The sequence below is a fragment of the Micromonospora sp. LOL_025 genome (assembly GCF_048060285.1).
GTDB lineage: Bacteria > Actinomycetota > Actinomycetes > Mycobacteriales > Micromonosporaceae > Micromonospora.
In genome coordinates this window covers 17,198-42,655 of record NZ_JBHMIR010000024.1, presented here as the reverse complement: position 1 = coordinate 42,655, position 25,458 = coordinate 17,198, and the positions used below count along the sequence as shown (strand labels likewise).

Annotated in this window: 24 protein-coding genes and 1 pseudogene; 6 read left to right on the top strand and 19 right to left on the bottom strand. The window is 74.0% G+C overall.

The window, feature by feature from the left end; genetic code table 11:
- Nucleotide 1 precedes the first annotated feature (1 nt).
- From ACFHW0_RS24185 to pepN, 5 genes are all read right to left on the bottom strand, one after another.
- Nucleotides 2–862 carry a DegV family protein gene (locus ACFHW0_RS24185; protein WP_416611075.1) on the bottom strand — a complete coding sequence of 287 codons (861 nt, stop codon included), beginning with the start codon at nt 860–862 and terminating at the stop codon, nt 2–4.
- A 39-nt stretch (nt 863–901) separates the two neighbouring features.
- Nucleotides 902–1,528 carry a histidine phosphatase family protein gene (locus ACFHW0_RS24180; protein ID WP_416611073.1) on the bottom strand — a complete coding sequence of 209 codons (627 nt, stop codon included), beginning with the start codon at nt 1,526–1,528 and terminating at the stop codon, nt 902–904.
- Nucleotides 1,525–1,935 carry a ribosome silencing factor gene (rsfS, locus tag ACFHW0_RS24175; RefSeq protein ID WP_121400206.1) on the bottom strand — a complete coding sequence of 137 codons (411 nt, stop codon included), beginning with the start codon at nt 1,933–1,935 and terminating at the stop codon, nt 1,525–1,527. Before rsfS ends, ACFHW0_RS24180 begins: the two co-directional genes overlap by 4 nt.
- 110 nt (nt 1,936–2,045) lie before the next feature.
- Nucleotides 2,046–2,642 carry a nicotinate-nucleotide adenylyltransferase gene (nadD, locus tag ACFHW0_RS24170; protein WP_121400205.1) on the bottom strand — a complete coding sequence of 199 codons (597 nt, stop codon included), beginning with the start codon at nt 2,640–2,642 and terminating at the stop codon, nt 2,046–2,048.
- A gap of 71 nt (nt 2,643–2,713) precedes the next feature.
- Complete coding sequence (gene pepN / locus ACFHW0_RS24165) at nt 2,714–5,230, bottom strand: aminopeptidase N (RefSeq protein ID WP_416611071.1); 2,517 nt, start codon at nt 5,228–5,230, stop codon at nt 2,714–2,716.
- 69 nt (nt 5,231–5,299) lie between these two features.
- On the opposite strand from pepN, the gene ACFHW0_RS24160 reads away from it, so the two are divergent.
- Entirely contained in the window at nt 5,300–5,518 is a 219-nt protein-coding gene (locus ACFHW0_RS24160) for a DUF397 domain-containing protein (RefSeq protein WP_088992395.1), read from the top strand.
- 70 nt (nt 5,519–5,588) lie between these two features.
- Here ACFHW0_RS24160 and ACFHW0_RS24155 read toward each other — a convergent pair whose 3' ends face one another.
- The 3 genes from ACFHW0_RS24155 to ACFHW0_RS24145 form a co-directional block, all read right to left on the bottom strand.
- Nucleotides 5,589–6,959, bottom strand: a complete 1,371-nt coding sequence (locus ACFHW0_RS24155; protein WP_416611069.1) for a cellulase family glycosylhydrolase — start codon at nt 6,957–6,959, stop codon at nt 5,589–5,591.
- A 191-nt stretch (nt 6,960–7,150) separates the two neighbouring features.
- The gene (locus tag ACFHW0_RS24150; RefSeq protein ID WP_416611067.1) at nt 7,151–9,049 is read right to left on the bottom strand and encodes a hypothetical protein; all 1,899 of its coding nucleotides are present in this window, start codon (nt 9,047–9,049) and stop codon (nt 7,151–7,153) included.
- A gap of 394 nt (nt 9,050–9,443) precedes the next feature.
- Nucleotides 9,444–9,857, bottom strand: a complete 414-nt coding sequence (locus ACFHW0_RS24145) for a hypothetical protein (RefSeq protein WP_416611065.1) — start codon at nt 9,855–9,857, stop codon at nt 9,444–9,446.
- A 297-nt stretch (nt 9,858–10,154) separates the two neighbouring features.
- Between ACFHW0_RS24145 and ACFHW0_RS24140 the strand changes: the two genes are divergently transcribed.
- Nucleotides 10,155–11,402 (top strand): cytochrome P450, encoded by a 1,248-nt coding sequence (locus ACFHW0_RS24140; protein WP_416611063.1) that lies wholly within the window; start codon nt 10,155–10,157, stop codon nt 11,400–11,402.
- Between the two features lie 57 nt (nt 11,403–11,459).
- Here the strand turns inward: ACFHW0_RS24140 and ACFHW0_RS24135 are convergent, their stop codons facing one another.
- Together ACFHW0_RS24135 and ACFHW0_RS24130 are read right to left on the bottom strand one after the other, a co-directional pair.
- The gene (locus ACFHW0_RS24135) at nt 11,460–12,632 is read right to left on the bottom strand and encodes a zinc-dependent alcohol dehydrogenase (RefSeq protein WP_121400199.1); all 1,173 of its coding nucleotides are present in this window, start codon (nt 12,630–12,632) and stop codon (nt 11,460–11,462) included.
- On the bottom strand, nt 12,629–13,264 hold the full coding sequence (locus tag ACFHW0_RS24130; RefSeq protein ID WP_416611061.1) for a cyclase: 636 nt from the start codon (nt 13,262–13,264) through the stop codon (nt 12,629–12,631). Before ACFHW0_RS24130 ends, ACFHW0_RS24135 begins: the two co-directional genes overlap by 4 nt.
- 144 nt (nt 13,265–13,408) lie before the next feature.
- Here ACFHW0_RS24130 and ACFHW0_RS24125 point away from each other — a divergent pair, with 144 nt between their 5' ends.
- Both ACFHW0_RS24125 and ACFHW0_RS24120 read left to right on the top strand, forming a co-directional pair.
- Nucleotides 13,409–14,146: a class I SAM-dependent DNA methyltransferase gene (locus tag ACFHW0_RS24125; RefSeq protein ID WP_416611059.1), complete on the top strand. Its 738-nt coding sequence runs from the start codon at nt 13,409–13,411 to the stop codon at nt 14,144–14,146.
- Nucleotides 14,143–15,192, top strand: coding sequence for a glycosyltransferase (locus ACFHW0_RS24120; RefSeq protein WP_416611057.1), 1,050 nt, complete (start codon nt 14,143–14,145; stop codon nt 15,190–15,192). Before ACFHW0_RS24125 ends, ACFHW0_RS24120 begins: the two co-directional genes overlap by 4 nt.
- Before the next feature lie 118 nt (nt 15,193–15,310).
- On the opposite strand, the gene ACFHW0_RS24115 is transcribed toward ACFHW0_RS24120, so the two are convergent.
- Genes ACFHW0_RS24115 through ACFHW0_RS24105 form a run of 3 tightly spaced genes read right to left on the bottom strand, consistent with a single transcriptional unit; the run spans nt 15,311 to nt 17,221 of the window.
- Entirely contained in the window at nt 15,311–15,961 is a 651-nt protein-coding gene (locus ACFHW0_RS24115; protein ID WP_416611055.1) for a DUF3618 domain-containing protein, read from the bottom strand.
- Nucleotides 15,958–16,410, bottom strand: a complete 453-nt coding sequence (locus ACFHW0_RS24110) for a phage holin family protein (RefSeq protein WP_088998863.1) — start codon at nt 16,408–16,410, stop codon at nt 15,958–15,960. Before ACFHW0_RS24110 ends, ACFHW0_RS24115 begins: the two co-directional genes overlap by 4 nt.
- 31 nt (nt 16,411–16,441) lie before the next feature.
- Entirely contained in the window at nt 16,442–17,221 is a 780-nt protein-coding gene (locus ACFHW0_RS24105; RefSeq protein ID WP_416611053.1) for a hypothetical protein, read from the bottom strand.
- Nucleotides 17,222–17,479: 258 nt separating this feature from the next.
- Here ACFHW0_RS24105 and ACFHW0_RS24100 point away from each other — a divergent pair, with 258 nt between their 5' ends.
- Both ACFHW0_RS24100 and ACFHW0_RS24095 read left to right on the top strand, forming a co-directional pair.
- On the top strand, nt 17,480–17,959 hold the full coding sequence (locus tag ACFHW0_RS24100; RefSeq protein WP_416611051.1) for a DUF4383 domain-containing protein: 480 nt from the start codon (nt 17,480–17,482) through the stop codon (nt 17,957–17,959).
- 77 nt (nt 17,960–18,036) lie between these two features.
- Complete coding sequence (locus tag ACFHW0_RS24095; protein ID WP_416611049.1) at nt 18,037–18,696, top strand: DUF6766 family protein; 660 nt, start codon at nt 18,037–18,039, stop codon at nt 18,694–18,696.
- Between the two features lie 14 nt (nt 18,697–18,710).
- Here ACFHW0_RS24095 and ACFHW0_RS24090 read toward each other — a convergent pair whose 3' ends face one another.
- The 6 genes and pseudogenes from ACFHW0_RS24090 to ACFHW0_RS24065 form a co-directional block, all read right to left on the bottom strand.
- Nucleotides 18,711–19,160 carry a GNAT family N-acetyltransferase gene (locus tag ACFHW0_RS24090; RefSeq protein WP_416611047.1) on the bottom strand — a complete coding sequence of 150 codons (450 nt, stop codon included), beginning with the start codon at nt 19,158–19,160 and terminating at the stop codon, nt 18,711–18,713.
- A gap of 202 nt (nt 19,161–19,362) precedes the next feature.
- Nucleotides 19,363–20,805, bottom strand: a pseudogene (gene obgE / locus ACFHW0_RS24085) (GTPase ObgE); the annotation flags it as partial.
- Between the two features lie 92 nt (nt 20,806–20,897).
- Nucleotides 20,898–21,152: a 50S ribosomal protein L27 gene (rpmA, locus tag ACFHW0_RS24080; protein ID WP_088975624.1), complete on the bottom strand. Its 255-nt coding sequence runs from the start codon at nt 21,150–21,152 to the stop codon at nt 20,898–20,900.
- Between the two features lie 11 nt (nt 21,153–21,163).
- Nucleotides 21,164–21,478: a 50S ribosomal protein L21 gene (rplU, locus tag ACFHW0_RS24075; RefSeq protein WP_088975625.1), complete on the bottom strand. Its 315-nt coding sequence runs from the start codon at nt 21,476–21,478 to the stop codon at nt 21,164–21,166.
- 166 nt (nt 21,479–21,644) lie between these two features.
- Nucleotides 21,645–22,145 carry a hypothetical protein gene (locus ACFHW0_RS24070; protein ID WP_416611045.1) on the bottom strand — a complete coding sequence of 167 codons (501 nt, stop codon included), beginning with the start codon at nt 22,143–22,145 and terminating at the stop codon, nt 21,645–21,647.
- A gap of 117 nt (nt 22,146–22,262) precedes the next feature.
- On the bottom strand, nt 22,263–25,394 hold the full coding sequence (locus tag ACFHW0_RS24065) for an Rne/Rng family ribonuclease (RefSeq protein WP_416611043.1): 3,132 nt from the start codon (nt 25,392–25,394) through the stop codon (nt 22,263–22,265).
- Nucleotides 25,395–25,458 lie beyond the last annotated feature (64 nt).

Here is a 25,458-nt window from a genome sequence, read left to right as displayed (position 1 = left end):
GCTAGCCGTTGCTCGGGGACCGGCGGTGCACGACGACGCAGGCCAGGCCGGGCCCGGCGTGCGCGGCGACCACCGCGCCGGCCTCCGAGACGTACGAGTCGTGCAGGCGGTCACCCAGCCGGACCCTCAGCGCCTCCAGCAGCGCGTCGGCCCGCTGCGGCGCGGCGAGGTGGTGCACGGCCAGGTCGACCTCGGCGTCGCCGGCGGCCTCGACGGCCAGGTCGACCAGCCGCGCCACGCCCCGGCTGGCCGTACGCACCTTGTCCCTGAGAACGATCGCGCCGTCCGGCATGTGCATGATCGGCTTGACCGACAGGGCGGTGCCGAGCAGCGCCTCGGCGGCGCCGATCCGGCCGCCCCGGCGGAGGAACTCCAGCGTGTCGACGTAGAACCAGATGCTGGTACGGGCGATGGCCGCGACCGCGGCGTCGCGTACCGCCGACAGGTCCCCGCCCCGCTCGGCGGCCGTGGCGGCGGCGACGGCGGGGAAGCCGAGGCCCATGCCGGTCGAACGGCTGTCGACCACGGCGACCCGGTCGTCGAACCCGGCGGCGGCCAGCCGGGCGGCCTCCACCGTGCCGGAGAGCTCGGCCGACAGGTGCGCCGAGACGATCCCGTCGGCGCCCGCGTCGAACAGCTCCCGGTACGTCCGGGCGAACTGCTCCGGCGCGGGGCGGGAGGTGCTCACCGAGACGCGCCGGCCGCCGAGCGCCCGGGTGGCGTCGGCGGGGGTGGTCTCCACCCCCTCCAGCCCCTCGGCGCCGTTGAGCACGACGGCCAGCGGCACCACCGTCAGCCGGTGGACGCGCAGCAGCTCGGGCGGGAGATAGGCGGTGGAGTCGGTGACGACCGCGACGGGCATGCCCGGCACGCTAGCCGATGTCGCCGGGGAGCGCCCGGGTCAGACGGCCTCGGTGGCCGGGACGGTGATCAGGCCGACGTTGTGGGCGCGCAGGTGCCAGCCCCGGGCGGCGTCGTGGCGCAGCTCGGTCCAGTGGCAGTTCTGCAGCGAGCCGATGGCGCGCAGGACGGCGTGCTCCCAGCCGAGCAGGTGGCCGCAGCCCTGCCGGGCCGCGCCGCCGTGGGTGGCCACCACCACGGTGCCGCCGGGCACGGCGTCGGCGGCGTCGGACAGCGCCGCGCCGACCCGCTTGCCGAGGTCGTCGAGGGTCTCGATGCCGGCGCCGGGGTCCGGGTCGCCGGCCCGCCAGCGGGCGAACTCGGCGGGGTGGCGCTCGGCGGCCTCGGTGAGGGCCAGCCCCTGCCAGGACCCGAAGTGCCGCTCGCGCAGCCGCGGGTCGGTGCGCACCGGCAGCCCGGTCAGCGCGGCCAGCGCGCCGGCGGTGTCCGCCGCGCGGCTCAGGTCGCTGGCCACGATGGCGTCCGGACTCAGCCCGGCCAGCAGGGGCGCCGCGGTGCGGGCCTGCTCGCGGCCGAGGTCGTTCAGCGGTACGTCGGTCTGCCCCTGGACCCGGCTGGCGGCGTTCCAGTCGGTGTTGCCGTGCCGCCAGATGATCAGGCGGGTCATTCCGCGGTGGTGGAGCCGGTGCCGGACTCCGCGTCGACGAGGTCGCGGTCGACGAACGGGATCGTCGGGCAGTCCTTCCAGAGCCGGTCGAGGGCGTAGAACTCGCGCTCCTCGGTGTGCTGGACGTGCACCACGATGTCGACGTAGTCGAGCAGCACCCACCGGCCGCCCCGCTCGCCCTCGCGCCGGACCGGCTTGGCCTTCTCCGGCAGCTCGAGCAGCCGCTCCTCGATGGCATCGACGATGGCGAGCACCTGACGCTCGTTGGGAGCCGCGGCGAGCAGGAACGCGTCGGTGATGGCGAGTTGGTCGCCCACGTCGATGATGACGATGTCCTGCGCCTTCTTGTCGGCCGCGGCCTGGGCGGCGGCGATGGCCAACTCGTGGGCGCGTTCGGAAATTGTCACCGTTCTCCTTCGATCAACCGTGCGATCCTCCAAGCGTCTCACACCCGACGGAATCCCGACTCGTCAGTTCTGGCCCGTTACCCGCCCGAACCACCCCATAGCGGGCCTAATCACGGCTGGTAGAGGCGTCGCTTGCCGATGTACTGCACCACACCGTCCGGCACCAGATACCAGACCGGCTCCCCCCGGGCGACCCGCGCCCGGCAGTCCGTGGACGAGATGGCCATGGCCGGGACCTGTACCAGGCTCACCGTGTCGGCCGGCAGGTGCGCGGCGGTCAGCTCGAAGCCCGGCCGGGTCACGCCGATGAAGTGGGCCAGCTCGAAGATCTCGTCCAGGTCCTTCCAGGAGAGGATCCGCTCCAGCGCGTCCGCCCCCGTGATGAAGAACAGCTGCACCTTCGGGCCGTACTCCGCGTGCAGGTCGCGCAGGGTGTCGACGGTGTAGGTGGGCCCGCCCCGGTCGATGTCCACCCGGCTGACCTGGAAGCGCGGGTTGGAGGCGGTGGCGATGACCGTCATCAGGTAGCGGTCCTCCGCCGGGCTGACCGGCTCGTCCGCCTTCTGCCACGGCTGGCCGGTGGGGACGAAGACCACCTCGTCCAGCCCGAACCGGTCCGCCACCTCGCTTGCCGCGACGAGGTGCCCGTGGTGGATCGGGTCGAAGGTGCCGCCCATGATGCCGACCCGCCGGATGTCTTCCTCCACCCCGCGATCCTAGGCCGGGCGCAACCGGCGGCCCCGGGGGGCCGCCGGACCGTCCCGCCCGGCGGGCGGCGTCAGGCCGCCGCCGCGGCGACCGCCGTCCGGGCGACCAGGGCGCGGCGCAGGTCGTCGTCGGCGTCGGTGACCACCCGGCGCAGGCCGGGGGTGATGTCGTCGCGGGCCAGCAGCGCCGCGGCCGCCTCCCGGGTGGGCTGCGCCACGGCGTAACCGGGGAAGGCCAGTTTCGCGACCTGTTCCCCCACCCAGGGCGTACGCGACCGCGCGGCGGCCGGCATGTCGGCGAAGTAGCGCGCCACGTAGCCGGCGGTCAGCTCGGCCTGCTCGGGCTGCCAGAACCCCTCCGCGGTCGCCTCGACGAGCCGGTTCGACAGCTCGGTGTTCGACACGACGATCTCCCACGCGGCCCGCTTGGCCTCCGCGTCGGGCAGCGCCGCGCGGCAGCGGGCGGCCCGCTCGGCGCCGGCGGCGCTCGGGTCGGCCGTGGCCTCGGCGGCGATCTCCGCCGCGCCTGCCGCCCCGAGCACCACCAGTCGGAGCAGCAACGCCCAGCGCAGCTCGGCGTCGACCGCCAGCCCCGGCGGGACGTCCCGGCCGGCGAGCCAGCCGGCCAGCCGGTCGGCGTCGGTGCTGGCGGCGATCCAGCCCCGGGCCGCCGCGAGCTGCACCGAACCGCCGGCCGGGGCGCCGTCGAGCAGTTTCCCGCAGGCGCCGGCGACCTGCGCCAGGGCGGCCTCACGGGCGAGCGGGTCGAGGTAGCGGTCGACCAGCGAGCGGCTGAGCGCGAGCACGTCCTCGACGATGATCACCTCGGTCTCGACGGGGAGGGCGGCGGCGATCAGGGCCACCAGGCCGGCGACCGGCCGCTCCCCGTCGGTGGCGGCGTCCAGCGCCTCGCCCCAGAGCAGCGCCCGGGCCAGCGGGTCGGCCAGGCCGGGCAGCACCAGCGGCACGGCGTCCGCCGACGCGGGGTCGAGCCGGATCTTGGCGAACGTCAGGTCGCCGTCGTTGGGCAGCAGCAGCCGGGCCGCCGGCTCGCCCGCCAACCCGGTGAGCACCGTACGGCCACCGTCGGCGTCCGGGTCGAGGTCGACCTCCGTACGGACGACCGTCCCGTCGGCGGCGTACCGGCCGACGCCGATGCGGTGCGGGCGCAGCACCGGGTGCGACTCGGGCGCGGTCTGCCCGATGGCCACCTCGGTGTAGCGGCCGTCGGCGTCGACGGTGGCCTCGGCGCGCAGCGTGTTGACCTGCGCCGAGCGCAGCCAGCGCTCCGCCCAGCCGGACAGGTCCCGCCCGGCGGCTGCGGCGAGGCTGCCGAGCAGGTCGGTCAGGGTGGCGTTGCCGAACCGGTGCTTCGCGAAGTGGGCGTTGAGGCCGGCGAGGAAGGCGTCGTCGCCGAGCCAGGCGACGAGTTGCCGCAGCACGCTGGCGCCCTTGGCGTACGAGATGCCGTCGAAGTTGAGCAGGCCCTCGGCGGCGTCGGCGACCTCCTCGGGCGCCACGGGGTGGGTGGAGGGACGCTGGTCGGCCGCGTAGCCCCAGGCCTTGCGTCGCAGGGCGAAGGTCGTCCATGCCTGGTCGAAGCGGGTCGCCTCGGCGGTCACCCTGGTGCCGAGGTACTCCGCGAAGGACTCGTTCAGCCACAGGTCGTCCCACCAGCGCATGGTGACCAGGTCGCCGAACCACATGTGCGCCATCTCGTGGGCGATGGTGGTGGCGCGCTGCTCCCGCTCGGTGTCCGTGACCGCGGAACGGAAGACGTAGTCGTCGCGGAAGGTGACGAGGCCCGGGTTCTCCATCGCGCCGGCGTTGAACTCCGGTACGAACGCCTGGTCGTACTTGCCGAACGGGTAGCGCTCCGCGAAGAGCTGGTGGAACCGGTCGAGGCACTGCTTCGTGACGGTGAGGATCTCCTCGGCGTCGGCGTCCAGGTGCGCCGCGAGGGAGCGCCGGCAGTAGACGCCGAGCGGGATGCCGTCGTGCTCGTCGCGCCGGACGTGCCAGGGGCCGGCGATCAGCGAGACGAAGTACGTGGCCAGCGGTGCCGTCGGGGCGAACTCCCAGCGCCCGGGGCGCGGCGTGGCGGCGAGCTGACCGTTGGCCGCGACGACCCAGTGCGGCGGGGCGGTGACCGACATGGCGACCGGGGCCTTCAGATCGGGCTGGTCGAAGGCGGCGAAGATGCGCTGCGCGTTGTCCAGGAACGACATCGCGTAGAGGTAGGTCTCGCCGTCGGCGGGGTCGACGAAGCGGTGCATCCCCTCGCCGGTGTTCGAGTACGCCATCTCGGCGGCGACGGTGAGCGTGTTGGTCTCGGCCAGCCCGGTCAGCGGCAGCCGGTTGTCGTCCAGCGTGGACGCGTCGACGTCGCGGTCGTTGAGGCGTACCGCCAGCAGTTTCGCGGGTTGGACCTCGACGAAGGTCTCCGCGCCGGGGGTCGCCCGGAAGCGGATGGTGACGTCGGAGCGGAACCGCTCGCCGTCGCCGCTCAGGTCGAGGTCCACCTGATAGGACTCGACGGTGATCGCCGCGCCACGCGCGGTCGCCTCTACACGGGTCAGGCTCGGCATCCGCTTATCCTGCCCGATGGGGAACCGTACGTGTCTCCCCCATGACCCGTGGCACTGGAGGACTGAACGATGGCTTCGCACCCCAAGGGCGACTTCGACCTCTCCCGGGCGGTCTGGCAGCGGGCCGAGGGCGACACCTCCGAGAGCGCCGTCGAGGTCGCCTTCGTCGACGACCTGATCGGCATGCGCAACTCCGCCGAGCCGGACGGCCCCGTCCTGGTCTTCACCCAGGCCGAGTGGGACGCCTTCGTCGCCGGCGCCCAGGACGGCGAGTTCGACCTGGACTGAGGCCGGGCTGGCCGCTGCCTGCCCGACGGTGCGGGCCGGGCTGACCACGCCCGGCCCGCACCGTCGGCCGTCAGGTGGCGGTGCAGGTCAGAGGCGGAACGGGGTTGGTGCCGCTCCACGAGCCGAGGAAGCCGATGACCGTGTCGGCACCCGGGCCGAGGCTGCCGTTGTAGCTCACGTTGCGTGCGGCGACGGCGGATCCGCTGGTGGTGACCGTCGCGTTCCAGGCCTGGTTGACGGCCTGGCCGGAGGCGAGGGCCCACGTCACGGTCCACCCGCTGATCGCCGCGCTCCCGGCGGTGATCCGGATCTCCCCCTGGAAGCCGCCCGGCCACTGGCCCACGATCCGGTAGGCGGCGGTGCAGGACTTGACGCCGCTGGTCGGGGTGGGGGTGGGCGGGTCCGTCGGGGTCGGCGAGACCGTCGGGCTGACCGTGGGCGTCACCGTCGCGGTGGGGCTCGGCCCACCGCCGAAGATCGTGGCCTCCCTGGCGGTGGCCCGGATGCCGTTGGCGCCGTTGAAGATCCGCTCGCCCCAGGTGGTGAGCCGCGCGGGGTCGAAGCTGGTGGCCATGTCCAGGATCGGGTCGGTGTTTCCGCTCCAGGACCAGCCGAGGTAGCCCAGACCACGGGCCTGCGACTCGGCCAGGATCGTCTCGTGGTCGACCTCGTTGGCGTTGAACCGCCAGCCGAACTCGCCGATGACCAGTGGCCACCCGTTGTCCTCGAACCGGTCCAGGTAGTCGGTGATGGCCGTGGCCGTGTTGAACACCGCGTACATGTGGATGGACAGCACGGTGTTCTGCCGGCTGTCGGCGTCCAGGACCGTCTGCGCGTTGTCCCGCATGACGTACTGCCAGTCCTGACCCCAGTTGGGCGCGTCGACCATGAGCAGGTGCTCGAAGCCGCTGGCGCGCATCTTCGTGATCGCGGCGGTGGTCGCGGCGGTCCACTGGCCGGCGTCGACGTTGCCGATCGGCTCGTTGCCGATGTTGATGACGACGTAGTTCTCCTGGCCGACGAGCGCGCTCTTCTGGCTGATCCAGTAGTCGACGGCCTCGTCGAGCGACGCGGCGGCGCCCTCCTCGCCGTAGCCGGTGGTGTCGTGGACCTCCAGCACGCAGATCAGCCGGTTCTGCTTGCACAGGGAGATCACGTCGGCGACGTCGGTGGACGGACCCCAGCGCTTGCCGCTGCCCAGCACCACCCGGACGGTGTTGGCGCCGAGCGCCTTGATGTCGGCGAACGAGTCGGTCTCGCCCGTGTACCAGACGTGGGGGTGGTTGACACCTCGCATGACGAACGGCTGGCCGTTCGCCTCGACGATGTTGCGTCCGTCGACGTGCAGTCCCACGGCCGCGTCCGCCGGCTTGACGAACACCAGGACGGACGCGGCGACGGCGAGCAACGCGGCGCCGACGGAGAGCAGTCTTCTCTTCATGGCCTACCTCAGGGTGAGGCCCCGACAGGTCGGGGCACAGGCACGCCTGCCCAGGCGCACGCGGAAGGCGGTGCGCGGCGCGCTCGTGACGAGTGCGACGTACGGGTGCGAGGCCGGCTCGGGCTCTGCAACGGTGCCAAGCTACTCGTGGTCACGCAGGCTTCGCAATAGGACACCGTCGATGGGCCGGCTCACCGGCCCGGTCGCCGTGGACGTACCCGCCTGGCCACCGCCGACCAGAGCCGGTCACCGAGCGGGGCCCGTTTGATCCAGCGCAGTCGGGCGACCACGCCGCCGGCCGGCTGGCGTTGCTGCGGGGGCGCGGTGATCCGGGCGTACGCGGCACCGGTGGCGGGGCGGGTGGTGCCCGGTTCGAGCTGCTCGGAGGCGAGCGCCAGCCAGGTGAACTGTTGCAGCGTCCGCTGGTCGGGCCGGCCGCCGCGGGCCGCGGTGCGGAGCGCCTTCTCCACGGCGGGCCGGCGGACGAGCCGGGTCAGCGGGCCGTGCGCGGTGTCCAGCAGCTCCGCCATGGCCTGGAGGCCGTCGCCCTCCCACACCCGGGTGGCGGTGGACGGGCCGGTGGAGACGCTGACGAACGGGACCTGCGCCCACTCGGGCACCAGGCGGGCGATCAGCCCGGTGTGCATCAGCCGCTCGCGCTTCTGCCGCGGAGTCAACGCGAAGGTGGCCGCGACGAAGCCGGGCGACAGGAACGGCGTGACCATCCCGATCGCGTAGGCGGAGGTGTACCAGCGGCGGACCCGCTCCACCAGGTAGATGTAGTCGACCAGGCGCAGGTCGTGCAGGCCGAGCCCGCTGCCGTGGTCGAGCAGGCCGCCGATCCTCTCCCGCTCCGCGGTGACCACGGCCGCGTCGGCGACGCCCGTCGGCACGGCGTTCAGCAGCCGGGCCAGGGCGGTCTCCTGCGGGGAGGGGTCGCCGTCGTCGCCCTCCGGGGGATACCAGTACTCGGTGGCGAGTTCGCCGGCGGCACCGGTGAAGGTGGCCGGGCCGGCCTGGTCGACCAGGCGCCCGGGGCCGGCGGGGCGCACCAGGTAGCTGGAGGGGAACTGGTGATCGGTCAGCCGTTGCAGTCGCCGGGCCCGCTCGTGCAGGCCGGTCCCGAGCACGTTGGCCCGCGCCCCGGCGAGCCGGAGCGTGTGCTCGGGATGCAGTCCCCGCTTGTCGCGCAGGATCCGCACCAGCTCGCGGGCGACCTCGCCCTCGGCGCGGGTGTCCTCGTTGGTCAGGAACCTCGGGGTCCGGCCGGCCGCGATCAGCGACGCGGCGATGAGCCGGGAGTCCTTCCCGCCCGACAGCCCGAGGGTGATGTCCTCGTCGTACAGGCCGTGGATGCTGGCGGCGGTGGTCGTGATGGCGTCGGCGGCGCGGTCCAGCAGCTCGGTCACCGGTCGACCCTGCGCCGCCAGTCCGTCCCGCACCACGTCGTCGGTGGCGTACCTCGTGGTGGTGTTGAGCTGCCATCCGCCGCCGTCGCGCCGGCGGCCGGTCACCCGCTCGCCGGGGCGGAGCAGTCGGGCGCCCCGCACCGGGGAACTGTCGCCGCCGAAGTGCCCGCAGAGGGTGTACGACATCCAGCCGTCCAGGTCGGGCCGCAGGTCGCCGTGCAGGAACGCGGCCAGCAGGCTGGGCCGGGTGCAGAAGGCGGTCAGGCCGCCCGACCCGCCCGTGAAGACCCGGCACATGCCGATCCAGTCCTGTTGCAGGGCGAAGTTCCCGCCCGCGTCGAGGGCCAGCAGGCCGAACGGCGGCACCACCTCGCGGTGCACCTCCTCGCCGGCCAGCAGGCGTCCGGCCAGCGCCGCCGGGCCGCCGGTCACGTCGACACCCACGGGCAGCCCGAGCGACACGGCGGTGACCGGCCCGGCGGTGTCGACCACCGGCCATCGGTAGGGGCCCTGGTCGCTGCGGTGCAGGACCGTCACGCCCCAGTCGTCGGCCCCGAATTCGTGTCGTACGAAACTGTCGGGCACCACGTCGGCGACGGCCGTTTCAAAGCGATGTCTCGCGGCGCGCCGGGCGCTCTCCGACAGATTGTCGTCGGCGAACCAGGCCAGCATCACGTGCATGTGCGATTCCCCCGAACTCGCAGGAGCGGTCGTTTCCGCCTGGTGGGGAGTTAACCCCCCGTTCACCTGGCGCGGTTGCCTCGGTGAACAAACGAAGCACTCCCGGCATTGGTGATCGGGTCTGACCTTTCGGCACTGGAGGCGGCGCGAATTGGGCCCTTGAATGACAACAAAACGGACGAACGACGAACGGGTTGCTCCCGCGCGGGATTGAGATCAATTCCTCAGCAGGGGATCTTGTTGTCCGAACTAGCCGCACGCGGGATTCCCAGCACAGCGCTTTTTCGGTGACGGCAAATGCGATGGCCGGTCCCGGATCCAGATTCCCGACGCATATCCGACAGCCGCGCGTACGGGTGAGGTGGCCCGGTCGCCCGTACGCGCGGCTGCCGCATCAATGATCGCGAATGGCGGGCTGATCGCCGTCGCCCCAGCCCAGCCCGCCCGGCCCGGGGGCGTGATGGAAGCCGGGATGGCCGGCGACGTCGGCGCAGCGCTCGCCGTCCGGGCCGGACGCGCCGCAGAACAACCGCTCGGCCTGCTGCCACGCCTCGGCCGGCGACAGCGCCGACGCGCCCAGGGCCACCTCGGGCCGCAACAGACTCAGCGCCTCCGCGTACCCGACGGCCAACTCCCGGGCCGACGCCAGGTCGGCGGCGGTGAAGCCGAGATGCACCGTGAAGAACCGGTCCGGCCGGGCCGAGCGGCGGGGCGGCGCGATCAACGACGCGCCGGCGACCTCCCCGGCCGCGCCGAGCGCCTCCCGCGCCTGCCGTTGCCGCCAGTACGCCGGCCTGTTGTCACGCATGTGTCCTCCCCGTGGCGATCGTGGGCGGCCGCGTCCTCGGGTGGACCGCCCGCGTTCCGTCCCGGCCGCCGCCGGTGTCCTGCCGGCGGCGGACCGGCGGACCGCTCCCCCGAGAAAACCAGCTCTCCGCGTCCCTGGGAGGGGCCAGCGGACGCGTCGTCCGCTGGCCCCTCCCCGCACCCCTCGGCGCCGCCCGCCCGACGCGGGCACGGGGTTCAGCCACGCCGGCCTGGGTAGACGCAGAGGTACGGACAGGACCCGGCCGGCAAACGGCCGCCACCCCGGTCAGGAGGCCCGATGGCGACCATCCCGACGGAGCGCAGCCCGGACAGCTCCGTGGCGTTCCTGCGCGACGGCTACCGCTTCGTCGGCCGACGCTGCGACCGCCACGGCACCGACATCTTCCAGGCCCGACTGCTGCTGGAGCCCACCATCTGCCTGCGCGGCCGGCCGGCGGCGGAGCTCTTCTACGACACCGAGCGCTTCGTCCGGGCGGGCGCCATGCCGAAGCGGGCGCAGCGCACCCTCACCGGCCGCGGTGGCGTGCAGGGCCTCGACGGGGCGGAGCACGCCGACCGCAAGGCCATGTTCATGTCGATCATGACGCCGACCGCGGTCCGGCAGCTCGCGCAGCACTTCGACGACGAGTGGCGGGCCCGCGTCCCGTCCTGGGAGTCGGGCGGGCCGGTGGTGCTCTACGACGAGGTCGGCCGGATGCTGACCCGCGCGGTCTGCGCCTGGGCCGGCGTACCGCTCGCGGACTCCGAGGTGGACCGGCGTACCGCCGAACTGCACGCCATGATCGAGGGGCCGGCGGCCCTCGGCCCTCAGCACTGGCGTGGCCTGTGGGGCCGCCGCCGGGGCGAACGCTGGATCGGCCAGATCGTCGACCGGGAGCGCGCCGGCAGCCTCCCCGCCCCCGAGGGCAGCGCCCTGCGGGTGATCGCCGAGCACCGCGACGCCCACGGTCGGCTGCTCCCCCGGCGGATCGCGGCCGTCGAGCTGCTCAACGTGCTGCGTCCCACGGTCGCCGTCGACCGCTTCGTCGTCTTCGCCGCGCTGGCCCTGCACGACCACCCGGCCTGGCGGGAACGGGTCCGGGAGAGCGACGAGGCCACCGAGAACTTCGTGCAGGAGGTACGCCGCTACTACCCCTTCTTCCCGGTGGCCGCCGCCCGGGTCCGGCGCGCGTTCGACTGGCAGGGCTACCACTTCCCGCGCGGCCGGCGGGTGCTGCTCGACCTGTACGGCACCAACCACCACCCGGCGCTCTGGCCGGAGCCGGAGCGGTTCCGGCCGGAGCGCTTCACCGGTTGGCGGGGCGACCCGTTCGCCCTCGTGCCGCAGGGCGGCGGCGAGCACCTGACCGGTCACCGCTGCGCCGGCGAGTGGATCACGATCGAGCTGATGAAGCGGGCGGTCACGAACCTGACCACGACGATGCGGTACGACGTGCCGCCGCAGGACCTGGCGGTGAGCCTGCACCGGATGCCGGCGCTGCCGCCGAGCCGGTTCCTGATCACCAACGTCCGCCGCACGGCCTGAACACGGCACCGCCCCGGGGACCTCGCCGGCTCCCGGGGCGGTGCGGTCGTGGCGCGCTCAGGCCGGGTGCAGGACGCTGCGCAGGCAGCCGTCCTCCTTCTTCTCGAACATCTCGTAGCCCCGCGCGCCCTGCTCCAGCGGCATCGGGTGGGTGGCCAGGTAGCCGGGATCGATCTCGCCGGCCGCGATCCGGTCCAGCAGCATCGGGATGTAGCGCTGGGCGTGCATCTGCCCCATCCGCAGCACCAGCGCCTTGTTCATCGCCGCGCCGAGCGGGAACTTGTCCACCAGGCCGGCGTAGACGCCGACGATGCTCACCGTGCCGCCCTTGCGGCAGGCCATGATCGCCTGCCGGACCGACGTGGGGCGGTCGGTCTGCATCCGGGCGGTCTGCTTCGCCTTGTCGTACGCGTACACCGGCCCGACGTCGTGCGACTCCATGCCGACGGCCTCGATGCACGCGTCCGGGCCCCGGCCGGCGGTCATCTCCCGCAGCGCCTCCAGCACGTCGGTCTCGGCGTAGTTGACCGTCTCCACGCCGAGCCGGTCGGCGGCGGTGGCGAGCCGCTCCGGCAGCCGGTCGATCACGATCACCCGCTCGGCGCCGAGGAGCTGCGCGGACCGGGCCGCCATCTGGCCGACCCCGCCGGCGCCCCAGACGGCGACCACCTCGCCGCCCTTCAGCGCGCAGAAGTCGGCGGCCATCCAGCCGGTGGGCATCGCGTCGGAGGCGAACACCACCGAGTCGTCGGGCACCCCGTCGGGAACCGTGAACGCCCCGATGTCGCCGAAGGGCACCCGCACGTACTCGGCGTGGCTGCCGGAGTAGCCCCCGGCGGCGTGCGAGTAGCCGAGGATGCCGGCCGGCGAGTGCCCCCAGAGCTTCTCGGTGAAGACCGGCTGCGGGTTGGAGTTGTCGCAGAGCGAGTACTGCTCGGTGCGGCAGTACCAGCAGCCGCCGCACGCCACCACCGAGCCGACCACGACGCGGTCGCCGACGCGCAGCCGCCGTACGCCGGGGCCGGTCTCCACGACCTCGCCCATGAACTCGTGGCCGAGGACGTCGCCCTCCCGCATCGCCGGCAGGAAGCCGTTGATCAGGTGCAGGTCGGAGCCGCAGACGCTGCTGGCGCCGACCTTGACGATGACGTCGCCCTCGGCGCGGATCCGCGGCTCCGGCACGTCGCGTACGGCCAGCTTGCCGACGCCTTCCCAGCAGAGCGCCCTCACGCCCGTCCTCCCGTCCTCAGCTTCTCCCGCACCTTGTCGGTCGCCTTCTCCTGGGCCGGCCCGCGCCCGGACGGGTCCCGCCGGGTGTCGATGACCTGGCCGCACTCCACCAGCGCCTTCACCCGACGCAGCGCGTCCCGCAGAGCCAGGTCCGGGTCGTCGCCGCCGAGGAGTCCGAACGCCCGGCGCAGCGGCCCGGAGCGCCACCGCAGCTCGGCGCGGACCTCGGTGCCCCGGTCCTGCGGCGCCGGTGTCAGGTGGACCGTGCCCTCCTGCTCGGGCCCGTCGGTGACCCGCCAGCGCAGCCGCCCGGGGCCCTCGACGGTGATCTCGGCCCGCCACTCGGTGCCCCCACCGGCCGGATCCCGCGCCACGCAGCGCCACCGGTCGTCGCCGAGCTGCTCCAGCGTCGCCCACTCGGCCAACGCCCGGTCCATCCGCTCCCGGTCGGTCCAGAAGCCGATCACCGCCTCCGCCGGCCGGTCGATCGTCACCCCGCGCCGCACCACGTACCAGCCGTCGCGGCGTTCGGGCTGGCGCCGGCGTCGTCGACGGGCCACCGCCCGGCCGACGCCGACCACGGTCACGGTGGTGGCACCGAGCAGCGCCCACCTCGTTCCGTTGCTGGTCATCACGTCTCCTCCACCCGGGTGCCCGGGGATGGACCACCCGCACCAGTTGCGCTACCCGGGACCGCCCGACCGAAACGACGTACCGGTTTGCCCGGCCGATAACCGGGCACCTGCTGCGGGCACCCACCACCACCGGGAGGCACCGTGTCCTTCGACGCCAGCGAGTACGGCCGGCACGCCGCGGACGTCTACGACGAGACGTACGCGCACCTGACACCGGACGCGGCGGTGCACCGCCTCGCCGCGCTCGCCGACGGCGGCCCGGTGTGCGAGTTCGGCATCGGCACCGGCCGGCTCGCCCTGCCGCTGGTCGCGCGGGGACTGACCGTCGCCGGCATCGAGGGCTCCCCGGAGATGGCCGCCGGGCTGCGCGCCAAGCCCGGCGGGGACGCCGTCGAGGTGGCCGTCGGCGACTTCGCCGAGACCCGGGTGCCCGGCGAGTTCGCCCTGGTGGTGCTCGCGTTCAACACGATCTTCGCGCTGCCGGACCAGGCCGCCCAGGTGGCCGTCTTCCGCAACGCCGCCGCCCACCTGCGCCCCGGCGGCCGGTTCGTCGTCGAGGCGTGGGTGCCCGACCCGGGTGCCTTCCGCGCGGGCGGCGCGCTGCGGCCGGTGCGCGTCGCGGAGGACGTGGTGCTGCTGGAGGCGGCCCTGCTGCACCCCGCCGAGCAGCGGATGACCACCACGAAGGTCCGCTTCACCAACGGCGGGGTGCACCTGCTGCCCGCCAACCACCGCTACGCCTGGCCGGCGGAGCTGGATCTGATGGCCGAGCTGGCCGGGCTGCGCCGCGAGCACCGGTGGGAGGACTGGGGCGGCCGGCCGTTCACCGACCACAGCCGCGAGCACGTGTCCGTCTACCGCCGCCCGGAGCAGGCGTGAGCGCCCCGGCCCGCCCGGCCGGTGCCGCTCCCGGCGGCGAGGAGCGCGGCACCGGCGCGCCGACGGCCGGGAACGCCGACGACCGCCGGCTTCCCGTCGCGTACGTGCTGCCGCTGCGCTGGACCGACGACGCCGGCCTGGCCGAGCTGACCGGGTACCTGCGCCGGCTGAGCACCCGGGTCGACGTGACCGTGGTCGACGGGTCGCCCCCGGAGGTGTTCGCCCGGCACGCGCGGGTCTGGCGCGGCCTGGTCCGGCACCTGCGGCCGGATCCCGCCCTGCGCGGCGTCAACGGCAAGGTGACCGGGGTGCTCACCGGCGTCGGCGCGGCCCGGCACGAGCACGTGGTGATCGCCGACGACGACGTCCGCTACGACGGCGCGGCGCTGCTCGCCGTGCACCGGCTGCTCGACCGGGTGGACCTGGTCCGGCCGCAGAACTACTTCGACCCGTTGCCCTGGCACGCGTGGTGGGACACCGGGCGCACCCTGCTCAACCGGGCGCTCGGCGCCGACTACCCCGGCACCCTGGCGGTACGCCGGAGCACCTTCCTCGCCATGGGCGGGTACGACCCGGACGTGCTCTTCGAGAACCTGGAGCTGATCCGCACCGTGCGCGCGTACGGCGGGACCGAGGCGGCACCCCCCTGGCTGCACGTACGCCGGCTGCCGCCGGACACCGCCCACTTCCTGGGCCAGCGGGTCCGCCAGGCGTACGACGACCTGGCCCAGCCGGCCCGCCTGGTGGCCTCGCTCGCGGTCCTGCCGGCGCTGGCGGCGGCGGTCGCGGCCCGGCGACCGGGGCTGCTGCTCGGGGCGGCCGTGACCACGGTGACGCTGGCCGAGGTGGGCCGGCGCCGGGGCGGGGGCACCGCGGTCTTCCCGCCGGGCACCGCCCTGGCGGCCCCGTTCTGGGTGCTGGAGCGCGGCGTGTGCGGTTGGCTCGCCGTCGGCCGGCGCCTGCTCTTCGGCGGGGTCCGCTACGCCGGCGGCCGGGTGCGGCGCGCCGCCCACTTCGAACGCACCCTCCGCCGCCACCTGCGCTGACGACCCGCCCCCGCGCCCACGACGGGACGCGCCCGGGACGCACACGACAGCTCGCGGCCACTGACCGGAGGATGCTCCGGGAGTGGCCACGAGCTGCGGCGTACGGTGATCGGGCTGGTCAGTACCGCACCTGTTCGCGGGACTGCTGCGCGTGGTCCTTCACGTCGTGCGCGGCCGACCGGCTGTCGTCCTTGACGGCGTGCACCGCGTCCTGGGCGGTGGAGCGCACCGACTGGGTGGCGTGCTGCGCCGGCTCGCGCAGCTCCTCCTTCAGCTCGCTGGCGACCTCGCCCAGCTTCTCCTTCACCACCCCGGCGTGCTCGCCGGCCTTCTCCTTGACCTGCGACGCCACCTGCTGCTCGCGGCGGGTCGCCGGGATCAGCGAGGAGGCGAGCCAGCCGACACCGAAGGCGATCAGGCCGGCGGCCAGGGGGTTGCCCTCGGACTTCTGCCGGATCACGTGCGGCGCCCGCTGGGCGGCGTCGCTGACCGTCGAGGCCGCCGAGTGGGCCTTGTCGCTCACGGTCGATGCCGCCGAGGAGGCGTGGTCGCCCACCGCGTGGGCGCCGTGCTTGGTGCTGTGACCCAGGTCGGAAGCGCTTCCCATCACCTTGTCCCTCACATTCTGCAGTGCGTTGCGGGCCCGCTGCTTGCGGTCGTCCACGATGCGGGCGGGGCTGACCTTGTACGCCAGCGCGTCCACGTCGGAACTCAGGTTGTTCCGGGTGGCTTCGATCTCCCGGCGGATCTGGTCCGGGTCGGTGCTCATCGGGTGACCTCCTGCGGGTGGGGCTTGAGCGCGTCGGGGATCCGCTGCACGCTGTCGTTGGTCTGCTTGAGGCCGCGGATGTGCTCCGCGCTCTTCTTGGCCTTCGAGTAGAGGACCGCGGCGATCGCGCCCCAGATGACGGCCACGATCAGCGCCGCCCAGCCGGCGTCCATCACGTTGGACAGCCCGGCCCAGAGGGCCAGCGAGAGGAAGAGGGCCACCATGTAGCCGCCGAAGCCGGCGCCGCCGAAGAAGCCGGCGGTCTTGCCCGCCTTCTTGCCCTCCTGGCGGATCTCGGCCTTGGCCAGCTCGACCTCCTGCCGCATCAGGGTGGACAGGTCGCTGGTGACCTGGCGCATCAGCTCACCGATCGAGCTGCCCCTGACCTCGTCCGCGTCGTGGGGGTGGTAACCGGAGTCGAGCCCCGCCCCCTGCGTCGGCATGCTCATGCCGCCGCCTCCCTTCGGGTGATTCGTGGGCTCACGGACGGGTGGTCCCGGTCGACGGCACGCCCGGCAGCGGGTCGGTCTGGCTCACCGGCGGCAGCGGCTGACCGACGCCACCGGCGGGGTCGGCGTAGCTGGTGGTGGTCTGCGGGTCGGCGTACGCGCCCGGGGTCGGGTCGAGGTAGCCGCCCGGCGGTACGGCGTCCGGCACCGCACGCGGGGCCGGCGGGGTCGGGATGACAGCGGTCCGCTCCGGGTCGTAGCCGGCGCCCGAGTCGTACGCGGGGTAGCCGTTGCCGCCCTGGCCGTCGCCGGCGGCCGAAATGTTCTTGGTCAGCCGGCCGGCGAGCACACCCAGCACGGCGGCGCCGACCAGGAAGGTGCCCGGGTTGCGACGCGCGTAGTCGCGCACCTCGGCGATGAGGTCGCCGGGCTCGCGCTGCTCCAGCCAGCCGGCCACGCCGTGCACCCGGTCGGCGGCCTGGCGGGCGATCTCGCTCACCGGGCCGGCCTGGCCGCCCTGCTCGGCCATCGAGCGCATCTCGTCGGCCAGCGAGCGGAGCCCACCGGCGGCGCGCCGCTGCTGGTCGCCGGCCTGGCTGGCGAGCTGGCTGCGGGCCTCGCCGTAGAGGTTGCGCGCCTGGAGCTTCGCCTCGCCGACGACCTCCCGGCCCTGCTCCTTGGCCGTCTCGGCGACGGCGCCGCCGGCCTGCTTGGCCTCCGAGCCGACCTGACGGGCCTGCTCGCGAACGCCGCCGCCGTTGCTCGACTCCTGCCCGTACGTGGAAGTCGTGGGTGACAGATCGTAGGTCATGATTTCCCTTCCGCTCGGAAAGTCTCCGCGGTTCTGTGCTGGGGGGATGCGTCGGCCGTTCCTGCCATCGCATCTCTTGACCTACCCTGCGTCGCCGGTTCCATACCTCGTTCGTGACTTCTCCTGCGCCCCGCCGCCGCGGGTCTACAAAATGGAGGATCGTCGGGTCAGGGTGACGGCGTCGTCGCACGCAGTGACGCCGGTTCTCCGGGCCGGCGCCGCGGGCAGGGCGTTCCGCGGGTCCACGGAGGTGAATCGATGGCACGGAACGCACGCGGCGGCCCGCCGGGCCCGAAGCCGAAGGTGCAGCTCGCCGCCGTGGCCGCGGCGGGGGTCTTCGCCCTGATCGGGGTGCTCGGATTCATCCCCGGCATCACCACCGGCTACGACGACATGACGTTCGCCGGCCACCACTCCGAGGCCCGGCTGCTCGGCCTGTTCCAGGTGTCGATCCTGCACAACGCGCTGCACCTGGGCTTCGGACTGGCCGGCCTGGTGCTGGCCCGCAGCGTCGCCGGGGCCCGGATCTTCCTCGCCGGCGGCGGCGCCCTCTACCTCGGCCTGTGGCTGTACGGCTTCGCGATCGACCGGGAGAGCGCCGCGAACTTCATCCCGGTCAACGACGCCGACAACTGGCTGCACCTGGTCCTCGGCTTCGGCATGCTCGCCCTCGGGCTGCTGCTCTCCAACCAGGTGGGCACGGGCACCCGGCTGGACGACCCCTTCGACCGCCCCTGACCGGCCCCACGTCGCGGCGTTTGTCCGGCGCGCACTCCGGGCAGGGAGGTCGGAGGTGCGTCGACGAGGAGGTCCTCATGCCGAAGTGGCTGCGCGACAACGCCCTGACCGTGGCGATGTTCGGCGCGTTCCTCGTCTTCCTGGTGCTGCAGAGCGTGTTCGGTTGGCAGACGCGCAACGAGGAGCTGGCCGAGTTCGGGGTCGCCCCGACCAGCTGGCTGGCGTACCTGGGCAGCGGGCACTTCATCGAGTCGGTCTTCGAGAACTGGGAGTCGGAGTTCCTCCAGATGGGCGGCTACGTCCTGCTCACCGCCTACCTGGTGCAGCGCGGCTCGGCGGAGTCGAAGCCGGTGGGGCAGACCGACCGGCCCGAGGACGACGAGCGGCGGGCCACCCCGGACTCCCCCTGGCCGGTACGCGCCGGCGGGCTGCCCCTGGCGGTCTACCGCAACAGCCTCTCCATCGCGCTCCTGCTGATCTTCGCCGGCTCGTTCGTCGGCCACCTGCTCGGCGGGACCGCCGACTACAACGAGCAGCAGGCGTTGCAGAGCGGCGCGCCGCCGATCGGCGTGTGGGCGTTCCTCGGCACGAGCGAGTTCTGGTTCCAGTCGATGCAGAACTGGCAGAGCGAGTTCCTCGCCGTCGGCACGCTGATCGTGCTGAGCATCTTCCTGCGTCAGCACGCGTCGCCGGAGTCGAAGCCGGTCACCGCCGCGCACGCGCACACCGGCGACTGACCGTCCGGCCGCCGTCAGGCCGGCACCCGCAGCCGCTTGGCGAAGCAGACGCTGTACGGGTTGCGGACGTACTCGCCGTAGACCGGGGTCGGCTCGTAGCCGCTGGAGGTGTAGAGCCCGATCGCGGCCGGCAGGTACGTGCCGGTCTCCAGGCGGAGGACCGCGTACCCCTGCTGGAAGGCCAGCTCCTCCAGCGCGGTCAGCAACTGCCGGGCGATGCCCCGCCCCCGGTACGCCGGGCGGACGTACATCCGCTTCACCTCGCCGGTGCCGGCGTCGAGCGCCTGGATCCCGCCGCAGGCGACCGCCCGCCCGTCGGCGACCACCACCAGGTAGCGGATGTCGTCGTGGGTGACGGTCGCCTGGCCGTCCAGCCCGCCGTCTGCCGCCCGCAGCTCGCGCTGCTGGGCGGTGACCAGGACGTCGATCTCCGGATCGGTGGCGGGGCGGGACTCGATCAGCATCAGGCCACGCTAGGCGGCGGGGATTTCGGACAGGTTTCCGGCAGTCGACCCGCTCACGGAGCGCGACCAGCTATTCGGCGTCGTCCTCAGTGGCGGCGCGGGAGACGCCGAGCCCGTGGGACGGGCCCGCCCCGCCGGACGGGCCGGCGTCCCGGGCCGGGCCGGCCTCGTCGAAGCCGCCCCCGGCCGACGGGTCGACGTCGTCCGAGACGTCGGCGTCGGTGCCCTCGACGTCGTCCTCCGGGCGCTGCCGACGGGCCTTGCGGGCCGCCAGCCGCTCCGCGGCGGACGCCCGGGTGGACTTCTCCTCCAGCCGGACGTCGGTGCCCCGGTTGCCGGGGATGAAGTCGGCCCCGGCGTAGAGGGTCGGCTGCCAGTCGAACTCCCGCTCGCCGATCCGGACCAGGTCGCCCGGTTCCGCGCCGGCCTTGCCCAGCTTCTCCTCGACGCCCAGGCGGGCCAGCCGGTCGGCCAGGTAGCCGACGGCCTCGTCGTTGTCGAAGTTCGTCTGCCGCACCCACCGCTCGGGACGGACGCCGCGCACGACCCAGGCGCCGTCCGGGGCGGCCTCGATGGTGAAGCCGGCGTCGTCGACCGCCCGGGGGCGGATCACGATCCGGGTCGCCTCGGCCGGCGGTGCGGCCCTGCGGCCCTGCTCCACCAGCTCCGCCATGGCGTACATGAGCTCCTTGAGCCCCTCCCGGGTCGCCGCGGAGACCTCGAACACCCGGAAACCGCGCTCCTCCAGGTCGGGGCGGACGATCTCGGCAAGGTCCCGGCCATCCGGCACGTCGACCTTGTTGAGCGCCACCAGCCGGGGACGATCGGCCAGGCCGCCGTACTCGGCCAGCTCGGCCTCGATGGTGTCGATGTCGGCGACCGGGTCCCGGCCGGGCTCCAGGGTGGCGGTGTCGATGACGTGCACCAGCACCGCGCAGCGCTCGATGTGCCGCAGGAACTCCAGGCCGAGGCCCTTGCCGGTGGCCGCCCCGGGGATCAGGCCGGGCACGTCGGCGACGGTGAAGGTGTGGTTGTCCAGCCGCACCACGCCCAGGTTGGGCACCAGGGTGGTGAACGGGTAGTCGGCGATCTTCGGCTTGGCGGCGGAGATCACCGAGATCAGCGACGACTTGCCGGCCGACGGGAAGCCCACCAGCCCGACGTCGGCGACGCTCTTCAGCTCCAGCACCACGTCGAGCTGCTCGCCGGGCTCGCCCAGCTCCGCGAAGCCGGGGGCCTTGCGCCGGGCGTTGGCCAGCGACGCGTTGCCCCGGCCGCCGCGCCCGCCCCGGGCCACCTCGAAGGTCGTACCCTCACCGACCATGTCGGCCAGGACCGTGCCGTCGGGGGCCTGCACCACGGTGCCGTTCGGCACCTTGAGCACGAGGTTGCGCCCGTTCGCGCCGTCCCGGTTCGAGCCGGCGCCACCCTTGCCGTTCTCGGCCTTCACGTGCGGGCGGAAGTGGAAGTCGAGCAGCGTCGTCACCTGCGGGTCGACCACCAGGGACACGCTGCCGCCGTGCCCGCCGTTGCCGCCGTCGGGGCCACCGAACGGCTTGAACTTCTCCCGGTGGATCGAGGCACAACCGTGCCCGCCATCGCCGGCCTGCAGGTGCAGGACGACCCGGTCAACGAACGTCGCCACGGGCGTCAATCCTTCCAGCGAGGTCCACGCCCCGCACGAGAAAAGGCGAAGCGGGCCGGGACACGAGGTCCGCGGCCCGCTTCGCCGGAAGACTACTGCTGCGGCACGATGCTGACGGTCTTGCGACCGCGCTTGGTGCCGAACTGGACCGCACCGGCGGCCAGCGCGAAGAGCGTGTCGTCTCCGCCGCGGCCGACCAGGTCACCGGGGTGGAACTTGGTGCCACGCTGACGGATGAGGATCTCACCCGCGCTGACGACCTGACCACCGAAGCGCTTCACGCCGAGCCGCTGGGCCGCGGAGTCACGACCGTTGCGCGAGCTGGACGCACCCTTTTTGTGAGCCATCTGAGGACGACCTACTTCCCGCTGGAGATGCCGGTCACCTTGACCTGGGTCAACGGCTGGCGGTGACCCTGGCGCTTGTGGTAGCCGGTCTTGTTCTTGAACTTGTGGATCCGGATCTTCGGGCCCTTGGTGTGCGCGGCGATCTCGCCGGACACCGCGACCTTGGCAAGCTTCGCCGCGTCGGTCACCAGGTCGTCACCGTCGACGAGGAGCACCGCGGTGAGCTTCACCGCGTCGCCGGGGGCACCGACGAGCTTCTCGACCTCGATCACGTCGCCCTCGGCGACCTTGTACTGCTTGCCGCCGGTCTTGACGATCGCGTACATCGGAGGCGGACTCCCTGTCGTTGAGGCTGCTGGCGGGTGTTCCCGCGGCGGCTCGCCGGGTAGCAGAGGCACGGCGGCGCGGGCACGCGAGAACTCGGTACACCAAAGTGCACCGCAGGCCAGCGTACGCCATCGGAGGGCCGACGCCCAAACCGGGCCCCGCCGGTCAGCGGGCGCAGAGCTGGTCGAGGCGCTGCCGGAGCCGGTCCAGCTCGGTCTCGTCGATCGAGTCGACGTCGGTGCCCAGCGTGCCGACCTCCGCCGCCATGTCCGCGAGAAGGGTCTTGAGCTGCGCGTCCTCGGCCCGGGTCGACTCGCGCCGCAGCGTGCTGCGCCAGTCGGTCAGCGCGGTGGAGATGCGGTCCCGGGCGGTCCGGGCCGCCGTGGCGTCGTCCGCTCCGACCGCCGCGACCATCTTGCCGAGTTCCTCGACGTACGTCCGCACGGCCGTCTCGCCGGCCCGCTGTGCCGCGGCACACACCTCGGGCGCGTTGCCGCCGGCCGCCCCGCTGCCGGCCCCCGGCCCGGCGCCGGTGGGCCCGCCCGGCGTGGCGCCACCGGTCGGCGCGCCGGCGGATGGGCCGGCCCGCTCCGGGCGCTCGGCCGCGCACCCGGCGCCGGCGAGCAGGGCAGCGGTGAGCGCGGTGACGGCGAGCAGACGGCGCATCGTTCTTCTCCTGACCGCAGGCGGCCGATCGTGGCCGGGGATCGACCATACGACAGGGCCCCTCCCGCCGGACATCACCGGGAAGGGGCCCTGTCACACGCCGGGTCGGTCAGCCGCTCACGGCCGGGTACGCCGCCGCGCGCCGCTGCGGCGGGAGCGGCGCCGGCCGGAGCCGCCCTCCGACTCGTCGCCGTCGGCGTCGGAGAGCGCGTCCGGATCGTCCGGGGCGGCCAGCCGGGCCGACTCGCCCGTCTGGCTGTCGGCGACCTCGGGCGCGGCGGCGGTGTCCGCCTCGAAGCGGGACAGGTCGTAGCCCATCGTGTCGTGGTAGTCGGCGTCGGTGTCCGCGGCGGCGTCGGTCTCGGTGACCTCCGCCACGGTGCGCTCGGCCGGCGCGCTCTTGCGCGCCCGCCGCCGGGACGGGCCGGTGCCCTGCTCGGCCACCGCCGGGGCGGCCACGGCCGAGGCGACCGCCTTGACCTTCTCCCCCGCGCCACCGCCGGAGCGCGGCTTCTCCGGCACCGGCTCGGTGTGGATGATCAGGCCCCGGCCCTTGCAGCACTCGCAGGTCTCGCTGAACGCCTCCAGCAGGCCCGCGCCGATCCGCTTGCGGGTCATCTGCACCAGGCCGAGCGAGGTGATCTCGGTGACCTGGTGCTTGGTGCGGTCCCGGCCCAGGCACTCGGTCAACCGGCGCAGCACCAGCTCGCGGTTGGACTCCAGCACCATGTCGATGAAGTCGATGACGACGATGCCGCCGAGGTCGCGCAGCCGGAGCTGGCGGACGATCTCCTCCGCCGCCTCCAGGTTGTTCCGGGTGACCGTCTCCTCCAGGTTGCCCCCGGAGCCGGTGTACTTGCCGGTGTTGACGTCGATGACCGTCATCGCCTCGGTCCGGTCGATCACCAGCGACCCGCCCGAGGGGAGGAAGACCTTGCGGTCCAGCCCCTTGATGATCTGCTCGTCGATCCGGTACTCGGCGAAGACGTCGGCCGCACCGACGTGCCGGCGCAGCCGGGCGACCAGGTCCGGCGAGACGTGCGACAGGTACGACTCGACCATGTCGTACGACTGCTCGCCCTCGATCACGAGCTCGCGGAAGTCCTCGTTGAACAGGTCCCGGACGACCCGGATGACCAGGTCCGGCTCCTCGTAGAGCAGCACCGGGGCGCCGCCCTCGGCCGCCTTGGCCTGGATGTCCTCCCACTGCGCCTGGAGTCGCTTGACGTCGCGCGCCAGCTCGTCCTCGCTGGCGCCCTCGGCGGCGGTCCGGACGATCACGCCCGCGCCGTCCGGCACCAGCTTCTTCAGCACGTCCCGCAGCCGCTTGCGCTCGGTGTCGGGCAGCTTGCGGCTGATGCCGGAGGCGTTGCCGTGGGGCACGTAGACCAGGTGCCGGCCGGAGAGCGCGATGTGGCTGGTCAGCCGGGCGCCCTTGTGGCCGATCGGGTCCTTGGTGACCTGCACCAGCACCGAGTCGCCGGAGCGCAGCGCCTGCTCGATCGAGCGGGCCCGCCCCTCCAGGCCGGTGGTGTCCCAGTTGACCTCGCCGGCGTACAGGACGGCGTTGCGGCCGCGCCCGATGTCGACGAACGCCGCCTCCATGCTGGGCAGGACGTTCTGCACCTTGCCGAGGTAGACGTTGCCGGCCATGGTGCCGGAGGAGTTGCGGGTGACGTAGTGCTCGACGAGCACCCCGTCCTCCAGGACGGCGATCTGGGTCCGGTCGCCGCGCTGGCGTACCGCCATCACCCGGTCGACGGCCTCGCGGCGGGCCAGGAACTCCGACTCGCTGAGGATCGGCGGCCGGGTCCGGCGCTGCTCGCGGCCGTCGCGGCGGCGCTGCCGCTTGGCCTCCAGCCGGGTGGAGCCGGAGACGCCCTGCACCTCGTCCACGGTCTTGCGCGGCTCGCGGATCTTGACGACGGTCGGCACGCCGTCGTCGGCGCCCGCCTCGACGTCGCCGGCGCCCCGGCGGCGGCGACGACGGCGGCGACGGGTCAGGGCATCGCCCTCGGCCTCCTCGTCCTCGTCGCCCTCGGGCTCCTCCGCCTCGGCCTGCGCGGCCTCCTCGGACTCCTCGTCCTCGGCGTCCTCGGCGCCGCCCTTGCCCCGGCCACGGCCGCGGCGACCACGGCGACGCCGGCGGCGGGCCGCGGCGCTCTCGTCCTCGTCCTCGTCCTCGTCCTCGGCGGCCTCCTCGGCCTCCTCGGTCGGCTCCTCGGGCTCGACGGCCTCGACCGCCTCGACGTCACGGCGGCCGCGCCGGCGGCGGCGCGCCGGCTCGGCCGGCTCCTCGGCGGCGGGCTCCTCCGGCTCCGGCTCCGGGGCCGGCGCCACGACCCGGGCGACCGGGACGTCCTCCGGCTGCGGGGCCATGAACAGCACGGTGGGCGCGGAGAGCGCGGCCCGCCGACGGCGGGTGCGCGGTTCGGGCTCGACGGCCGGTTCGGGCTCGGGCTCGACGGCCGGCTCGACCGCCTCGGTCGGCTCCTCCTCGGCGGGCGGGGTGACCGCCACGCCCGGCGGGACCTCGCCGGAACGGCTCTCGGCGCCGCTGACGGCGGCGGGCGGGGCGGCGGCGCCGAACCCGGTGCCGGCCTCCGGCTCGATGCCGGCGGCGGCCGGCGGCTGCTCCGCGGCCCCGACGGTCGGCCCGGCGACGTCGGTCGGGGTCTCCGCGGCCGGCTCGGCCGCGGCGGGGGCGGCCTTCTTCCGGCGGGTACGCGTCGCCTTGGCCGGCGGCGCGGCCGGCTCGGCGGGTGCCTGGTCCGCCGCGACCGGCGCCTGCGCGGCGGGCGGCGCGGTGACCTCGGGGGCCTGCCCGGCGGCCTCGTCGGACGTCGCGGTGGTGTCCTCGGCGGCCTTCGCGGTGGTGGCCTTGCGGCGGCGGCGCGTCGCCTTCGGGGCGGCGTCGAGGTCGCCGGAGACGGGGGCGAACACCTCGGCCTGGGGTGCCTCGCCGCTGCCCGGCACGGGCGCCGTCGACGCCTCGACCGGCACCTCGGTCTGCTCCGGCTGGTTCAGCGGCGTGGCCCGCCGCCGGGTCGTACGCCGTCGGACCGGCGCGGCCGGGGCCTGCTCGGCCCCGCCGTCGGCGGTGCCGGCGGCGTTCTCCGCCCCGGCGGCGTTCTCCGCCCCGGCGGCGTTCTCCGCCCCGGCGGCGTTCTCGACGGTGCTGTTGTCGGCGGTTTCGTCGGCCGGCTGTGAACCGGTCCGTTCGCCGCCCTCGGGCTCGTTCTCGAGCATGGACGTTCTCCAGTTCTGGCTGCCCCGGGCGCGGGTGAGCGCTGCCACGCAGGGTCGCCGCAAA

What these genes read in the sequence shown, in the direction of transcription:
- ACFHW0_RS24185 (WP_416611075.1), bottom strand. Translation starts at nt 862, where the DNA reads ATGCCCGTCGCGGTCGTCACCGACTCCACCGCCTATCTCCCGCCCGAG.
- ACFHW0_RS24180 (WP_416611073.1), bottom strand. Translation starts at nt 1,528, where the DNA reads ATGACCCGCCTGATCATCTGGCGGCACGGCAACACCGACTGGAACGCC.
- pepN (WP_416611071.1), bottom strand. Translation starts at nt 5,230, where the DNA reads ATGCCGAGCCTGACCCGTGTAGAGGCGACCGCGCGTGGCGCGGCGATC.
- ACFHW0_RS24160 (WP_088992395.1), top strand. Translation starts at nt 5,300, where the DNA reads ATGGCTTCGCACCCCAAGGGCGACTTCGACCTCTCCCGGGCGGTCTGG.
- ACFHW0_RS24155 (WP_416611069.1), bottom strand. Translation starts at nt 6,959, where the DNA reads ATGAAGAGAAGACTGCTCTCCGTCGGCGCCGCGTTGCTCGCCGTCGCC.
- ACFHW0_RS24150 (WP_416611067.1), bottom strand. Translation starts at nt 9,049, where the DNA reads ATGCACGTGATGCTGGCCTGGTTCGCCGACGACAATCTGTCGGAGAGC.
- ACFHW0_RS24145 (WP_416611065.1), bottom strand. Translation starts at nt 9,857, where the DNA reads ATGCGTGACAACAGGCCGGCGTACTGGCGGCAACGGCAGGCGCGGGAG.
- ACFHW0_RS24140 (WP_416611063.1), top strand. Translation starts at nt 10,155, where the DNA reads ATGGCGACCATCCCGACGGAGCGCAGCCCGGACAGCTCCGTGGCGTTC.
- ACFHW0_RS24130 (WP_416611061.1), bottom strand. Translation starts at nt 13,264, where the DNA reads ATGACCAGCAACGGAACGAGGTGGGCGCTGCTCGGTGCCACCACCGTG.
- ACFHW0_RS24115 (WP_416611055.1), bottom strand. Translation starts at nt 15,961, where the DNA reads ATGAGCACCGACCCGGACCAGATCCGCCGGGAGATCGAAGCCACCCGG.
- ACFHW0_RS24110 (WP_088998863.1), bottom strand. Translation starts at nt 16,410, where the DNA reads ATGAGCATGCCGACGCAGGGGGCGGGGCTCGACTCCGGTTACCACCCC.
- ACFHW0_RS24105 (WP_416611053.1), bottom strand. Translation starts at nt 17,221, where the DNA reads ATGACCTACGATCTGTCACCCACGACTTCCACGTACGGGCAGGAGTCG.
- ACFHW0_RS24100 (WP_416611051.1), top strand. Translation starts at nt 17,480, where the DNA reads ATGGCACGGAACGCACGCGGCGGCCCGCCGGGCCCGAAGCCGAAGGTG.
- ACFHW0_RS24095 (WP_416611049.1), top strand. Translation starts at nt 18,037, where the DNA reads ATGCCGAAGTGGCTGCGCGACAACGCCCTGACCGTGGCGATGTTCGGC.
- ACFHW0_RS24090 (WP_416611047.1), bottom strand. Translation starts at nt 19,160, where the DNA reads ATGCTGATCGAGTCCCGCCCCGCCACCGATCCGGAGATCGACGTCCTG.
- rpmA (WP_088975624.1), bottom strand. Translation starts at nt 21,152, where the DNA reads ATGGCTCACAAAAAGGGTGCGTCCAGCTCGCGCAACGGTCGTGACTCC.
- rplU (WP_088975625.1), bottom strand. Translation starts at nt 21,478, where the DNA reads ATGTACGCGATCGTCAAGACCGGCGGCAAGCAGTACAAGGTCGCCGAG.
- ACFHW0_RS24070 (WP_416611045.1), bottom strand. Translation starts at nt 22,145, where the DNA reads ATGCGCCGTCTGCTCGCCGTCACCGCGCTCACCGCTGCCCTGCTCGCC.
- ACFHW0_RS24065 (WP_416611043.1), bottom strand. Translation starts at nt 25,394, where the DNA reads ATGCTCGAGAACGAGCCCGAGGGCGGCGAACGGACCGGTTCACAGCCG.